Origin of the sequence: Paraburkholderia gardini (genome assembly GCF_907164575.1) — a bacterium.
GTDB classification, from domain to species: domain Bacteria; phylum Pseudomonadota; class Gammaproteobacteria; order Burkholderiales; family Burkholderiaceae; genus Paraburkholderia; species Paraburkholderia gardini.
This window is the reverse complement of record NZ_CAJQYY010000022.1, coordinates 62,634-77,613: the sequence shown is the minus strand read 5'-3', so window position 1 is coordinate 77,613 and position 14,980 is coordinate 62,634. Positions and strand designations below refer to the sequence as shown.

The window sequence follows — 14,980 nt, the reverse complement described above, 5'->3', positions numbered from 1 at the left end:
CTTCCTGCCCGACTCCAGAAGCTCACGGATCCCCAGCCCCATCAGCGAAAATCCCTGCGCTCAACGAATCCGCGTAGTTTGTCGGCAATCCGCCCCGGATTGCGCCCGCAATGTGATTCACATCCATAAAACGGCTACGGATTTGATACGATGCCTTTCGCGTCGGGCACGCCAATCGAGCGGACGGGGATCGCAATGCGAAGAGCTACGCTGAACATGAAAAATCGGCCTGGAAGCCTTGCCAGACAAGGTATCTCCGATCGATGCATGAAATATGTGTTCCATCATGCATAGCTTCCTCGCCGACAGCTTTGCGGAATACGAGGATCTCAAGTCGATCCTCGATGAAGGCAGCGCCAGCTTCGAAATCACCACCGTCTGCGAAACGCGCGTGCATGGACGCGTGTTCGCGGTCCACACGGCCAGCATCGGCTCGACCGATCCGCAGGCGCCGGCCATCGGTTTCTTCGGCGGCATTCACGGGCTTGAGCGCATCGGCACGCAACTCGTGCTCGACTACATGCGCGCGCTGCTGGGCCGGCTGGAATGGGACGAGCTGCTCGTGCGGCAACTGCAGTCCATTCGCCTGATCTTCATGCCCATCATCAATCCCGGCGGCATGTGGGCCGCGACGCGCGCGAATCCGAACGGCGTCGACCTGATGCGCAACGCGCCGCAGGACGCCGATGAACGGGTTCCGTTTCTCGCGGGCGGGCAGCGCGTGGGTGCGTGGCTGCCGTGGTATCGCGGCAGTCGCAACGCGCCGATGGAACCGGAAGCGATGGCGCTGCTGCACGTCGTCGAAAGCCAGCTCGCGGCGCGGCCCCTTAGCTTCGCGCTCGACTGCCATTCAGGATACGGCTGGGGCGACAGCATCTGGTTTCCGTATGCACGCACGCGTCAGCTGATGCGTCATCTGCCGGAGATGTTCGCGCTCAAGACGATGTTCGAGCGCGCGCATCCGCATCACGGCTACACGTTCGAGCCGCAAAGCCATCAGTATCTGTTGCACGGCGATCTGTGGGATTGCGCTTACGATCGCACACCTGCGCAGAACATCCTGTTGCCAATGACGCTCGAGCTCGGCTCATGGTTGTGGATCAGGAAAAATCCGTTGCAGCTGTTTTCGCGGCAGGGCATGTTCAATCCGGTGAAGGCGCACCGTACGGCACGCGTGCTAAGGCGGCATGCGAACCTGCTTGAGTTCCTCACGCGTGCGGCGTTCTCCGCGCAACGCTGGCTGCCCGAGGGCAAACGAAGGCAACAGTTACAGCAAAGCGCGATCGATCACTGGTACCGGGATGCGGATATATGAGCACATGGATTTTGCTGCGCGGACTCACGCGCGAAGCGAGGCACTGGGGCGTACTTCCAGCGCTGCTGGGCGCCGCGACGGATGCGGACCATGTACTGCTCCCCGACCTGCCCGGCAATGGCGTCCATACCCGTTTGCGGGCGCCGCTGGACGTCGCGGATATGGTTGGATTCGTGCGGCTCGTGGCATTGCAAAGCGGTCTGCCAAAGCCTTACCGGCTGCTCGCGATGTCGCTCGGCGGGATGGTCGCGATGGCATGGGCGCAGCGACATCCGCAGGATATCGAACGAATTGTGCTGATCAACACAAGCATGCGTCCGTTCAGCCGTGCGCGGGAACGGCTACGTCCGCAGGCCTGGCCGGACCTGTTGCGCATTGCAGCGAAGTGGAGCGATCCGCAGCAGGTGGAGGCGGTCGTTCATCGGCTGACGTGCAGCAATCGTCAGAACATCGTCGACGATCTTGCGACGTGGCGCACCATTCGCATGAGTTCGCCCGTCAGCCGCGCAAATGCACTGCGTCAGCTGTTTGCTGCAGCGCAGTTCAACGCCGGAAAAACACCGCCATCATGTCCGACGCTGATTCTCTCCTCTGAAGATGACCGCCTCGTGAATCCGGCGTGTTCCGCGCAGCTTGCCGCTGCCTGGCGTGCGCCGCATCGTCGGCATCCGTGGGCAGGTCACGACCTGCCGCACGACGATCCTGCCTGGGTATGTGAAACCGTTTCCAGGTGGATGATCCAGTCAAACAATCTGTCTTCATTCACGATGTCGCAATGACCGGATGATGACGCCAGGTCGTTAAGCAACGCTGATAACGATTTCTGTTGCAGTGCGAACTAAGCAAAAAAGTACAACATGGTCTGAACGGGTTTACCCGTCCCGCAAATGAGTGATGAGGATGGCTGAAAGCATCCGTTCAAGTTCGTTCTGACTGCAAAAGATACGTTTTTGAGGGAGTCGCGATTCTCTCTTTCGACCCCTGACTAATGTGGTCTATCGCACAGAAGCCATGCCAGACAAGGCTGAGCTCCCAAATGGTGGGGCGCCGTGAGTCCGCATTCGCCCGCATGCATCAATTGGCTCCGACAAAAGCGAAACGTTTTTCGGAGCGCACCCTCTGCCTCACGATCAACCGCTAACCGCTTGAATTAAAAAGAAATGTGCGACTGCACAAAAAACCGGAACGATTGTTTCATATGACGACGCGTTTCAATCCCGAAACAAAAAACAACAGGGAAAACCCTCGGAAAATTATCCCGCATTGCGGTAAATATATCTTCCTCTTTAGTTTCAAGCACTTACGCGGATGGCATCGCCTATGCATTTAGGTGCGGCGGATTGGTGAAGTCTGCCAAGCCGCCCACCCCGAATGAAGATCAGGAGGATTCCATGCGAAAGACTCTACTGGCGTCCGCTGCGGCCTTGGCTTTAGGCTTCAGCGGCTACGCGATGGCAAATCCATGTAGTGACAATGCAAAAGGAGGTTGCGATCAGTCATCCACCTCCGGCGCCAATACGCTGAGCGCCGCCGCAACTTCAACTCAAACAACGGGCACTGGCAGCAACGCCAACGAAATCGCGTCCGGTGCAAGTGTCTGGCAGGACTCCTTTAACAGCACCAAGGTCGTTGCACTGAGCAAACTGGACGGTACCGTCAGCAACGTCGGTGTCTCCGGAATCGGCAATCAGGCCGGCAACTGGGGCAGCGCGGCAGGCGGCTCCGGCGGCAAGGGCGGTGCCGGCTACGGTGGCAATGGCACGGGCGGCAACGGTGGCAACGGTGGTGCTGGCGGCAGCGGCGGCAGCGGTGGCAGTGCGGATAACGGCAGCGCAACAGCCGGCAACGCCCGGAATGGCAGCGCAACGGCCGGTGATGGCAATGCGGGAGATGGCGGCAGAGGCGGCTCCGCACATGCCGGCGGCACGCAGGGCGGCAACGGCTCCGGCAGGGGCGCACTCGGTGCGGCAGGCAGCATCGCAGTGGGCGGCCTCGGTGCAGCTGGTGGCGGCTCGGTAGGCGGCAACGGTGGCAGTGGCGGTGGCGGCGGAAACGGTGGCGATGGCGGCGGTGCCCGCGCCCATAACGCGGCCGCGACAGCCACGTCTGCAGGCGGCCTGGGCGGCGCTGGTGCAGCAGGCGGTGCAGGCGGCGGCACGGGCGGCGCAGGTTCTGGTACAGGTGGAGCGGGCACGACCGCCGCGACCTCGGGTACCGGTGGCTCAGGCGCAGGTCAGGGCGGGGCAGGCGGTGCAGCAACGTCGACGGCGGGTGCAGGCGGTGCCGGCGGTACAGGTACTGGCGGCGCGGCGACCAACGGCGGCGCAACCACCACGGCATCGAATGGCAGCGCGACTGCAGGTGTCGGTGCAGCCGGTGCGGCTGGCGGTGCGGGCGGCGCAGGTGCAACGGGCACTGGCGGCGCGGGCAACGGCGCTGTGGGTGGCGCAGGTGGCGCTGGTGGAGCCAATGCTGTAACCGCAGGCACGTTCGACATGGCCAACACCATGACGGGCGCAGCCCAGTCGGCAGCAGGCATTGTGGTGATGAACCAGAACAGCGGGATGGCATCGCTCGTACAGCAAGCCGTCACTGTTCAGGCGAATCTGACCGTCGGCCATTAGGACACAGGAGCGTGTGATGAAAAGAACCTTAATGGCCTCTGCTGCAGCCCTGGCCCTGGGCTGCAGCGGATACGCAATGGCCAACCCTTGTAGTGACAGCTCGAAGTCCTGCGATCAGAGTTCCACGTCGGGTGCGAACAGTCTGACTTCTACCGCAACCGGCACCCAGACCACGACGACCGGCAGCAATGCCAACGAAGTCGCGTCATATGCGTCGGTAAATCAGGACTCCTTTAACAGCTCCAAGGCTGTCGCGCTGACGAGGCTGAATGGCTCAGTCAGCTATGTGGGCGTTTCAGGCATCGGCAATCAGGCCGTGAACTTCGGCAGCGCCGCGGGCGCTCGCGGTGGCAGCGCGGGTGCGGGCTATGGCGGCGACGGCTACGGTGGCAACGGTGGCAATGCCGGCCGCAGCGGCAATGGCGGCGATGGCGGGAGTGCCGATAACGGCAGCGCAAACGCTGGTAACAGCCGGAACGGCAGCGCGACTGCCGGCACGGGCTATGGCGGCGATGGCGGCAACGGTGGCACCGCAAGTGCTGGCGGCACACAGGGTGGCAACGGTCGTGGCAGTGGCGGAGCCTCGGTCGCGCTCGGTGCGGCTGGTGGAGGCGGCGCCATCGGCGTTGGCGGCTACGGCGGTGGAAACGGCGGCAATGGCCGAAGCGGTGGCAGTGGCGGCGACGGCGGCGGTGCCCGTGGTCACAATAACGGGGCCGTTAGCGCCACCTCGGCTGGTGGCGCAGGCGGCGCCGGTGGAGCCGGTGGTACGGGCAGCGGTACGGGCGGAGCCGGCACAGGCACGGGCGGAGCTGGATCGGCAGGCGCGGTCACGGCGACGGGCGGTGCGGGTGCGGGTACCGGCGGTGCAGGCGGCGCGGCTTCTTCGACCGCAGGCAATGGCGGCGCGGGCGGCACGGGTACTGGCGGTTCGGGTACCAACGGCAGCTCGATGTCGACAGCCAGCAATGGCAGCGCAACTGGCGGAACAGGTGCAGCAGGCGCAGCAGGTACAGCAGGCGCGGCGGGTGCCACGGGTACGGGTGGAGTGGGTACCGGTGGGGTCGGTGGCGCAGGCGGTGCGGGCGGTGCAAACGCGGTCGATGCTGGTACGTTCGACATGAGCAACACGATGACGGCGGCGGCACAGTCGGCAGCGGGTATCTCGGTCATGAGCCAGAACTCCGGCGCTGCTTCGTTCGTGCAACAGGCTGTCACCGTGCAGGCGAATCTTACTGTGGGTCATTGAGCCATAGCAGGTTCTCCTGAATGTTGGGGGGGGTGCCGTGGGGCGCACACCGAAGCGCCTCACGGCAGCAACACAGGCCCGATGTCAGGCAGGCAGTGAGGCCAGCCCCTGAACGGCAGCGCACCACTATCCGGTCTTTTCATGCAGCCGCCGCTGGCCGCATGCAGGACCAAGGAGACACTCATGCAAGCGCGAAAGAGCATTTCGCTGCTCGTGTTACCGGTCGTGATGGCGACGACGGCGTTCGCTGCCCAGGCGGACGAAACGCCATTGCCACCGCCGGCGGCGCAAGCCGCTGCGACAGGTGAAGGACCGCCCGGATCAGCCGCGGTGTCCGGCACCGTCACACCCGCAACCGTCTCCGCCGCGCCCGCTTCGGCAAGCGTGTTGTCCGACAGCTTCGGTGTGGCGATGACTGCGGGACAACTCGACGAACATCGGGGCGGCGATGCACTGATTGGCCAGAACTATCTGACTGGATCGCTCACCAACACTTCGGCATACAAGGTCGAAACTGGCTCGAATTCGATCAGCGAAGGCTCGTTCGCCAGTTCAAGCGGACTGCCGACGGTCATTCAGAACACCGGCGCCAACGTGCTGATCCAGAACGCGACGGTGCTCAACGTTCGCTTCGGGAACTGAGTGATGAAATCCTTCGCCGTCTGCATCGCGTTGTCATGCGGGGTCGGGATGTCGGCCGCCCTCGCGGATCCGATCGACATCGCGGATCCCTCCGGCGGCTATTACTCGATGCACGTAACGAGCCTGAAGGAAGCCCGCTTCAAGCGGACCATCCGGCAGCAGTATGACTTCAGCTGCGGCTCGGCGGCACTGGCGACACTGCTGACCTATCAGTACGGTTATCCGGTCAGCGAACAGCAGGTCTTCGCTGAAATGTTCCAGCACGGCGATCAGGCAAAGATCCGCAGGGAAGGATTTTCCCTGCTCGATATCCGGCGTTTTCTGGTCTCACGGGGTTTCGAGGCAGACGGTTATGAAGCGCCGCTCGAAAAGCTCGAACAGACAAATACGCCTGCGATCGTGCTGATTGTCGAACACGGCTATCACCACTTCGTGGTGGTCAAGGGCGTGCGCAACGGGCGCATTCTGATTGGCGATCCGGCCACTGGCACACGGGCGATGTCGAAGGCGAGTTTCGAGGAGAAGTGGCAGGACCGCGTGCTGTTCGTGATTCACAACCGGCACGAGATGGCGAGATTCAACGATGCCGGAGACTGGCACGTCGCGCCGGATGCGCCGCTTTATACCGGCATTCCGCGCGAAGGTCTGTTCAGTGTGGTGGTGCCGAAGCTTGGCCCCGGCGAATTCTGAGAGCGACGATGAAACCTGAACATCTGAAGCTCGCTGGCATTGCCACCCTGATGTGCGGGGCGATGTCGTCGTTTGGCGCCGAGGCCGCGACCGGCGACCCTTCGGCGCTTGCTACCGGAAGAATCCTTTCATTGCGCAATACGTTGACGGACCCGACTCCGGGCATGACGGATGACACCGTGCAGGATACGGAGCCCGTGACGCAGGGCGATGTGCCCGACGTCGCGCCTGAGGCTGATACGGGTGTTGCGCCAGCAGCGGATGTCGTCACGCCTTCGCAAACGGATGCAGTGTCCGATGTGGTGTACACAGCGCGCATGGCGGTCAGGCAGTCACAGTCACAGGATTCCGGCGAGGCGTCGATCGCTGTACCTGAATCCGCGCATTTACCATACGTGCCCACTGTGTTCTCTGTGCCCGACGCGTCGGCAGACGAGCGTGCTCCAGTGGCGAGCGCGGTCTCCGATTCACTGGATTCGCCGGATTCGCGGCCGATGCCGGTTGCGTCGACCGATGATGTCGCGCCGGTGTTGAATGTTGTGCCGGCAGATCATGTCGAGCCGGTGTCGGGCGTCGTGCCGGATGTCGTGCGTGCACAGGACGGTCCGGTTGCTTTGGCAGACGATGCCGTACCGGTGAAGCATGTTGTGCCGAAGCCCGCGCGCGTTGCGAAAGCTCCGCGCACGTCGGTGAGCGTTACTGTTCCAGTGATGAGCGCAGTGCCCGGTTCCGCGCCTGTACCCGACGCGCGGGATGATTCGGCCAGACGCATTGTTTCCACTTCTGACGCATCCTCTAACATCGCGAGCAACGCAGATGCAGCGATTGTGCTTGCCCAGGGCACGACGCGCGCAGTACCCGATGCTGTTTCCCCGAACGTCCCGCATTCGAACGAAGCAGCGCCTGTGACCGCATCATCGGGAGAAGGTCTGCTCGAACGCGCGGCCGTGTCGCTGAAATCGACTGTGAATCCGGCGGCCCAGCCGGCGAGTCCTCATGTAACGAAACACGATGATGAGGATCCCGCCTGGGCGTCCGCGGACGTTGTCGCGGTCGACAGCGACCGTCTCGACAGCATGCGCGGCGGGTTTGACCTGCCGTCGGGTCTCGTGGTGTCGTTCGGTATTTCGCGGGCGGCATTCGTGAACGGCAATCTCGTTGCATCGACGAGCTTCAACATTCCGAACATCGCGCAGATGACGCCACAGCAGGCGCAGATGCTGGCGAACGCCAACACCGGCGCGCTGGTTCAGAACGGATTGAACAACACGGTGCAGCCAGGCGGGTTGCCTGCGCTGACCGGATCGGTCATCCAGAACTCGCTGAATAACCAGCAGGTTCAGGCGCTGACGACGATCAATACGAGCGTCAACTCGCTTGCCGCATTCAAGGCATTCAACATCGGATCGACGCTGAATGCAGCGCTCACGAGTGCTGTGCGTCCACGTTAGCAAAGGCGGTGGCTAGTTAGCAGATGCGGCGGGCGGGGCGGCAATGCATGTCGCGCGCCGGCACGTCGTTCAGAAGGAGATTGGCACACGCATGGTGAGCGAGAGGTCCGGCGTGTCGCGCGTGAGCCCTGCGCCGATCGAAAAGTTGAGCGTGGTCTTCGGCGTTACCCGGTACGAATAACCGATCAGCAGCGTGCCGAGAATGGTGCGCACTGAACCGACCACCGTCTGGCCGTTCTGGCTCGTCGGTTGAACAATGCTCATGTCGTAGCCGATACTGACCGACGCCTTTTCGTTCAGCGCGAGGCCCATGCCGATGTTGAATCCCCAGATGTCGCCCGGCTGGATCTTGCCGAGCGGCTCTTCGCCGTTGATGAGCATGAGGCTCTCGTTTTTCCCGAAGCTGTGCAGATAGCTGAAGTTGCCGAAAAACACGACCGGGTCGGTCGGAAAGAGCCAGGTGAGACCTGGCTGGATCGCGAGGAACCCGGAGCCGGTTGGTTGCTGCAGCGGCAAACCGGTTCCTGTCGTATTGGCGATACAGGTCGTCACGCAGTCGGTCAGGACATTGAACGGGCTCTTGCCGGTTGCCGTCTTGAAGCGCAGCCAGCCGACGTAGTAGAACTTGTCCGGGCCGCCTTCGTTTAACTGATAACGCAACGTCATCTCGACGTCGCCGATTCCGTTACCGTTGCTGCTGATCACGCTGTTCGATGCAGCACCCGTGAATACCTGACGCGCCACGGCATCGTTGGTCTGATACACGTACGGCACACGGAGCTCGAATTCGAGCCGGTTCGTCAAACCGTAGCGAAAGGCAAGACCGCCCGTCAGCGTCGTCGTCTTTACCTCGCTCACGTTGATGAGCCCGATCAGCAACGCCGGGATGACCGTGTACCCCACGAGCGAAAGCTGGTTTTCCGACGAATACGCAAAATTGAAGTACGGCTCGACCACCAGCGTATGGCGCGGTGTCAGCACGCCTGGCTGATCGAAGATCGGCGCGACGGCAGGCGGACGTGAGTCGACCACGGGGGCCTGGCCCACCGGTTGATTCTGCTGTTGTGCGGTCTGGCTGGCAGCAGGCTGTGCCGCCTGACCGGGCGCGGCTGCCTGGCCTGCGGTATCCGCCTGCGCAGCGGCAGCACCGGCCGCTGCCGCCGCTGCGTCCGGTGCGGCGGTGCCGACGGGCAACCCGTTGGCATCGGTTCCACCTGTGCCGCGCTGGGTATCGAGTGCGCCGGCATCCAGCGCGCGGCTAAGCCGCTCCAGACCCGCCTCCTGCTCAGCGAGCTTGCGCTTGAGCGCATCGATTTCCTTGATACGTTGATTGAGTTCGTCGCGCAATGCGCCGACGCCGGCCTGGTTAGCCTGCTCGGCTTGCGTATCGAGTGACTGCGCGTGGCTTTCGGCACTGAACATCAGCAACGCTGCGTAGCTGATGGCGCCGATGCGTCGATAGGGCACGCACTTCATGGTTCAATCTCCCATGATCCTGCCTGCTGATCGATTCCGGTTTTGACCGGGCAACAGGCCAGAGCTAAAGACATGAACGGTCCGATTTCGGCGCTGGACATGAGCGGGAATCCGGCATCAACGCCTGATCAGACGACATCGGTGACTGTCCGTTAATGCATATGGCGGTATCAGTCATGCGTGCCCATATTTCATATATCGATCTGGATTTCGAGGTCCGTTTATCGACACTGACATAGACCTTAGAAGACTAGTTCATGCATTGCCGGAGCGCTAATCAGTTGAACCCCTGAGATTCATTATTTGCACAAAATTCAGGGCTTTTATATGAAATACTTTGGAGTCCATGTAGTCTGGGGTCGAAAAAAATCTGTGCGCTGGACCACATATCCAGGGATGTCATGCTGGCGTCACGAGGAAGCGATCGTCGGGCGATTCGACCGTATCCGTACACAAGCCTCTGCAAGGAAGCGTATTGGGGAAGCGGAAAAAAACCGGGACGCGGAGCAAGACACTGGGAGATGTCCGTGGCATCGGGATGGTGCTTGCCGATGTGCGGACGCACATCGTCTTTCACATGGCAGGCGCATACTTCGCCTTGACAGTGCGATCGATGGTCACCCGCCGTGGAGGACGTTATGCAAGCGAAGAACGAAGACGCCGTTGGGCATCTGCTAAATGATCTTGTCGAGTTCGCGCGTGGACGATTGCCCGAACCCGCATTCGCGATCGTCGAGCCGTTTCTGCTGCACTACTACGACTTCGTCGATGCCGACGATCTGCAAAGCCGCGGCATCGCCGACCTGTATGGCGCGGCGATGGCGCACTGGCAGACCGCGCAACGATTCGTGCCTGGCAGCGAACGGTTACGGGTCTATAACCCGATACTCGAACAGCATGGCTGGCACTCCGATCACACGGTCATCGAAATCGTGAACGACGACATGCCGTTCCTGGTCGATTCGGTGTCGATGGCGGTCAACAGGCTGGGTCTCGCGCTGCATTCGGTCGTGCATCCGGTGTTCCGCATCTGGCGGGGCAGTGACGGCAGTATCACGCGGGCAGATCAGGGTTCGGCGGACGCCGCGGACCCTCAATCGCAACTTGCCTCGTTCATTCACTTCGAAGTCGACCGATGCGGCGATGCAGCGAAACTCGAAGCCCTGCGCGGCGACATCGCGAAGGTACTCGGCGATGTGCGCGCGGCAGTCGAGGACTGGCCGAAGATAGTCGATATCGCGCGCAATACGATCAAGGAGATGAAAGCGCACGAGAAGGGCCCGGAAGCGGTCGAGGCGCGGGCATTCCTCGAATGGATGACAGCGGATCACTTTACCTTTCTCGGCCAGCGCGATTACGAACTGGTATCGCATGAGGGCGGTTTCGGACTGCGCGGCGTCCCGGGTTCGGGGCTTGGCATCCTGCGCGAAACGCAGCCGCCGGCGAGTCCGGCCGAAGTGACGCCATTGCCTCCGGCAGCGGCCGAAATCATCGAAGGTGCAGTGCCGATCTTTTTGACCAAGGCCAATTCGCGGGCCACCGTGCATCGGCCGGGCTATCTCGACTATGTCGGCGTGAAGCTGGCCGGTGCGGACGGCAAGGTGATCGGCGAGCGGCGTTTTATCGGGCTGTATACGTCGACGGCGTATATGGTGTCGAGCACCGAGATTCCGATCGTGCGCCGCAAGTGCGCGAATATCGTCAAGCGCGCGGGGTTCTTGCCCAAGGGACATCTCGCGAAGTCGCTCGTCACCGTGCTCGAAACATGGCCACGCGACGAGCTTTTTCAGGCCGATGAAGAATCGCTCCATGACGCCGCGCTAGGCGTGCTGCGTCTGCAGGAACATCAGCGCACACGGCTTTTTGTGCGGCGCGACCGTTTTGACCGTTTTGTGTCCTGCCTCGTTTTCGTGCCGCGCGAAAAGTACAACACCGATCTGCGCCACCGTATCGCGAGGCTGCTGCGAAGCGCCTTTAACGGCGCGAGCGTGGAGTTCACGCCGCTGCTGTCGGAATCGACGCTCGCGCGCATTCATTTCGTTGTGCACGCCGAGCCGGGCGCGATGTCCGACGTCGATACGCGCGAACTCGAGGCGCGCCTCGTGCAGGTGACCCGGCGCTGGCAGGACGATCTGGCCGATGCGTTGCTCGACGTGTTCGGCGAAGAGCAGGGCAACCGGCTGCTGCAGCGCTACACGGATTCGTTTCCCGCCGGCTATCGCGACGACTATCCGGCACGAACGGCCGTGCGCGATATCGATCTGATCGAGCATCTCCAGGGCACCGGCCGGCTTGCGATGAACCTGTACCGTCCGATCGAATCGGGGCCGCGCGCGTTCCGCTTCAAGGTCTACCGGGCGGGCGAGCCGATTGCGTTGTCGCGCAGCCTGCCGATGCTCGAAAATCTCGGCGTGCGCGTGGATGAAGAGCGTCCGTACCTGATCGAGGCACCTGATGCGACGCCCGCCTGGATTCACGATTTCGGCCTGGAACTCGCGGATGACGTCGAGTTCGATATCGAGCACGTCAAGGACCTGTTCGAACACGCATTCGAACAGGTCTGGACAGGCGCGATCGAAAACGACGGATTTAACCGCCTGGTGCTGCGCGCCCGACTCAATGCGCGCGAAGTGACGATCCTGCGCGCCTACGCAAAATACCTGCGACAGGTGGGTTCCACCTTCAGCGACGCCTATATCGAGCGCGCGCTGACCGGCAACCCGGAGATCGCTCGCCACTTCGTGGACCTGTTCATCGCGCGCTTCGATCCGTCCGCGGCCGCGACACGCGATGCAAAAATCGATCAGTTGAACAAGGCGATCGGCACCGCGCTCGACCAGGTGCCCAATCTCGACGAAGACCGCATTCTCAGGCAGTTTCTTGGCGTCATCGACGCGACACGGCGCACGAATTATTACCGGCATGACGAGCTCGGCGAGCCCAAGCCGTATCTCTCGTTCAAGTTCGATCCGTCAAAGGTGCCGGGCTTGCCCGAGCCCAAACCGATGTTTGAAATCTGGGTGTATTCGCCGCGTGTCGAGGGCGTTCATCTGCGCGGTGGGCGCGTGGCGCGCGGCGGCTTGCGCTGGTCCGACCGTCGCGAGGATTTCCGCACGGAAGTGCTTGGCCTGATGAAAGCACAGATGGTGAAGAACGTGGTGATCGTGCCAGTGGGTTCGAAAGGCGGCTTTGTCGTAAAGAATCCACCGCCACCTTCCGATCGCGAAGCATGGCTGCGCGAAGGCATCGCGTGTTATCAGACATTCCTGCGCGGGCTGCTTGACGTAACCGACAACCTGGCGGGCGGTGCGATCGTGCCGCCCGCCGACGTGGTGCGTCACGATCCGGACGATCCTTATCTTGTCGTCGCCGCGGACAAGGGAACGGCCACGTTTTCCGACTACGCGAACGCCATTTCACACGAATACGGTTTCTGGCTGGACGACGCGTTTGCCTCCGGCGGTTCGGTTGGCTACGATCACAAGCGCATGGCCATCACCGCGCGCGGCGCGTGGGAATCGGTGAAGCGGCATTTCCGCGAAATGGACGTCGATACGCAGGCCACGAATTTCACGGTCGTCGGCGTCGGCGATATGTCGGGCGATGTGTTTGGCAACGGCATGCTGCTTTCGCCGCATATCCGCCTCGTCGCGGCGTTCGACCATCGACATATTTTTCTCGATCCCACGCCAGACCCGGCGACGAGTCTGGCCGAGCGCGGCCGTCTCTTCGCGCTGGAACGTTCGAGCTGGGCCGATTACGACACCGCGCTGATCTCGCCGGGCGGTGGCATATTCCCACGTACCGCGAAAACGATTCCATTGTCTGCCGCGGTGCAGGCGGCGCTTGGCATCACGGCGCCCACGCTGGCGCCAAACGAATTGATGCGCGCGATCCTGATGGCGCCCGTCGATCTGCTCTATAACGGCGGCATTGGCACCTATGTGAAGGCGAGCGGCGAAACGCATCTGCAGGTTGGCGATCGCGCGAACGACGCGCTGCGTGTGAACGGCGCGGATCTGCGCTGCAAGGTCGTCGCGGAAGGCGGCAACCTTGGCCTGACGCAACTGGGCCGCATCGAGTTCGCGCAGCGAGGCGGACGCATCAATACGGATGCGATCGACAATTCGGCGGGCGTCGACTGTTCGGATCACGAGGTCAACATCAAGATCCTGCTAGGTCTTGTAGTCGCCGACGGCGAGATGACGGAGAAGCAGCGCAATGCGCTGCTTGCCGAAATGACCGACGAGGTCGGGCTGTTGGTGCTGCGCGACAACTACTATCAAACCCAGGCGCTCTCGATTGCAGGGCGCTATGGCGTCGAGATGCTGGACACCGAGGTGCGCCTGATGCGCTGGCTGGAGCGGGCTGGCCGCCTTAACCGCGTGATCGAATTCCTGCCGACCGACGAAGAAATCGCGGAGCGCCAGGCGGGCAAGCAGGGATTGACCACGCCCGAGCGCGCGGTGCTGCTCGCCTACAGCAAGATGTGGCTCTACGATGCGCTGCTTGAATCCGACATGCCTGAAGATCCTCTGGTGGCGGACATGCTGGTCGACTACTTCCCGCAGCCGTTGCAAAAGCGCTTTAGCGCGCCGATGACGCAACATCCGCTAAAGCGTGAAATTCTGGCGACGCATCTGACGAACGCACTCGTGAACCGGGTTGGCTGTGCATTCGTGCATCGGCTGATGGAAGAGACCGATGCGAAACCTGGTGATATCGTGCGTGCGTGCATCATGGGGCGCGACGTCTTCGACCTGAATGCGGTGTGGCAGCAGATCGATGCACTGGATAACCGCGTCGCCGACGATGTCCAGGCACGCATGTTCGTCGAGGTCACGCACCTTCTCGAGCGTGCCGCGCTCTGGTTCATGCGGCAACTTCAGCTTGGCGCCGTGCAGGATGGCGGCGTTGCGGATCTGCTTGGCCGGTGTCGCGAGGCGGTGCAGAGACTCGCGCCACAACTGCCGGCGCTGTTGCCGCAGGCCGATATGGAAGGGTTATCGGAGCGTCAGCGCGTACTGGTGGACGCGGGCGTCGATAGCGAACTGGCATTGCGTGTGGCGAGCGGCGGAATTTCGGCCGAGCTGCTCGATATTGCCGAGGTGGCGGCAACGTGTAATCGCAATCTCGAACTCGTCGCAGGTGTGTACTTCGCACTTGGCACGCGGCTGAACTATAGCTGGATTGCCGAACGCGCGATGGCGCTACCAACGCCGACACACTGGGATATGCTTGCGCGCGCGGCGGCGCTCGCCGAACTGGCACGCCTGAAACGCGCATTGACAACCAGTGCGCTTGCTTCTGCTTCAGAGCACGATACGTCGGAGTCGATGGTCGAGACGTGGGACGCAAAGCGCAAATCCGCGCTTGAACGCTACGCGCGGCTGCTTGCCGATCTGCGTGCAACGGGTGGATCGAGCCTTTCCATGCTGCTGGTGATCGTGCGTGAAATGGCGGTGCTTGAAAGGGCGTGACGCAAGCCGGGGTAGCGCCACACGGCGCTGCCCCGGCAAGCAGATGTGTTCAG

General features: G+C 62.2%; 9 protein-coding genes. 8 read left to right on the top strand and 1 reads right to left on the bottom strand.

Features of this window, described 5'->3' with window-relative positions:
• The first annotated feature begins 286 nt into the window (after positions 1–286).
• The 7 genes from LPA34_RS18640 (at position 287) to LPA34_RS18610 (ending at position 7,971) form a co-directional block, all read left to right on the top strand.
• Positions 287–1,315 (top strand): M14 family zinc carboxypeptidase, encoded by a 1,029-nt coding sequence (locus tag LPA34_RS18640; RefSeq protein ID WP_228980937.1) that lies wholly within the window; start codon positions 287–289, stop codon positions 1,313–1,315.
• The gene (locus LPA34_RS18635) at positions 1,312–2,094 is read left to right on the top strand and encodes an alpha/beta fold hydrolase (RefSeq protein ID WP_228980935.1); all 783 of its coding nucleotides are present in this window, start codon (positions 1,312–1,314) and stop codon (positions 2,092–2,094) included. The genes LPA34_RS18640 and LPA34_RS18635 overlap by 4 nt, the downstream gene beginning before the upstream one ends.
• Before the next feature lie 612 nt (positions 2,095–2,706).
• Positions 2,707–3,939, top strand: a complete 1,233-nt coding sequence (locus LPA34_RS18630; protein WP_228980933.1) for a hypothetical protein — start codon at positions 2,707–2,709, stop codon at positions 3,937–3,939.
• Between the two features lie 16 nt (positions 3,940–3,955).
• A complete protein-coding gene (locus LPA34_RS18625; protein WP_228980932.1) occupies positions 3,956–5,188 on the top strand; it encodes a hypothetical protein in 1,233 nt (410 codons plus the stop codon).
• Between the two features lie 183 nt (positions 5,189–5,371).
• Positions 5,372–5,830, top strand: a complete 459-nt coding sequence (locus LPA34_RS18620; RefSeq protein WP_228980931.1) for a hypothetical protein — start codon at positions 5,372–5,374, stop codon at positions 5,828–5,830.
• Positions 5,831–5,833: 3 nt separating this feature from the next.
• A complete protein-coding gene (locus tag LPA34_RS18615; RefSeq protein ID WP_228980930.1) occupies positions 5,834–6,520 on the top strand; it encodes a C39 family peptidase in 687 nt (228 codons plus the stop codon).
• Between the two features lie 8 nt (positions 6,521–6,528).
• Positions 6,529–7,971 (top strand): hypothetical protein, encoded by a 1,443-nt coding sequence (locus LPA34_RS18610; RefSeq protein ID WP_228980926.1) that lies wholly within the window; start codon positions 6,529–6,531, stop codon positions 7,969–7,971.
• A 69-nt stretch (positions 7,972–8,040) separates the two neighbouring features.
• On the opposite strand, the gene LPA34_RS18605 is transcribed toward LPA34_RS18610, so the two are convergent.
• The gene (locus tag LPA34_RS18605) at positions 8,041–9,447 is read right to left on the bottom strand and encodes an acetate kinase (RefSeq protein WP_228980924.1); all 1,407 of its coding nucleotides are present in this window, start codon (positions 9,445–9,447) and stop codon (positions 8,041–8,043) included.
• Between the two features lie 638 nt (positions 9,448–10,085).
• Between LPA34_RS18605 and LPA34_RS18600 the strand changes: the two genes are divergently transcribed.
• A complete protein-coding gene (locus tag LPA34_RS18600) occupies positions 10,086–14,927 on the top strand; it encodes an NAD-glutamate dehydrogenase (RefSeq protein ID WP_228980922.1) in 4,842 nt (1,613 codons plus the stop codon).
• Positions 14,928–14,980 lie beyond the last annotated feature (53 nt).

Coding starts and splice junctions, on each gene's coding strand:
- LPA34_RS18640 (WP_228980937.1), top strand. CDS start 287: ATGCATAGCTTCCTCGCCGACAGCTTTGCGGAATACGAGGATCTCAAG.
- LPA34_RS18635 (WP_228980935.1), top strand. CDS start 1,312: ATGAGCACATGGATTTTGCTGCGCGGACTCACGCGCGAAGCGAGGCAC.
- LPA34_RS18630 (WP_228980933.1), top strand. CDS start 2,707: ATGCGAAAGACTCTACTGGCGTCCGCTGCGGCCTTGGCTTTAGGCTTC.
- LPA34_RS18625 (WP_228980932.1), top strand. CDS start 3,956: ATGAAAAGAACCTTAATGGCCTCTGCTGCAGCCCTGGCCCTGGGCTGC.
- LPA34_RS18620 (WP_228980931.1), top strand. CDS start 5,372: ATGCAAGCGCGAAAGAGCATTTCGCTGCTCGTGTTACCGGTCGTGATG.
- LPA34_RS18615 (WP_228980930.1), top strand. CDS start 5,834: ATGAAATCCTTCGCCGTCTGCATCGCGTTGTCATGCGGGGTCGGGATG.
- LPA34_RS18610 (WP_228980926.1), top strand. CDS start 6,529: ATGAAACCTGAACATCTGAAGCTCGCTGGCATTGCCACCCTGATGTGC.
- LPA34_RS18605 (WP_228980924.1), bottom strand. CDS start 9,447: ATGAAGTGCGTGCCCTATCGACGCATCGGCGCCATCAGCTACGCAGCG.
- LPA34_RS18600 (WP_228980922.1), top strand. CDS start 10,086: ATGCAAGCGAAGAACGAAGACGCCGTTGGGCATCTGCTAAATGATCTT.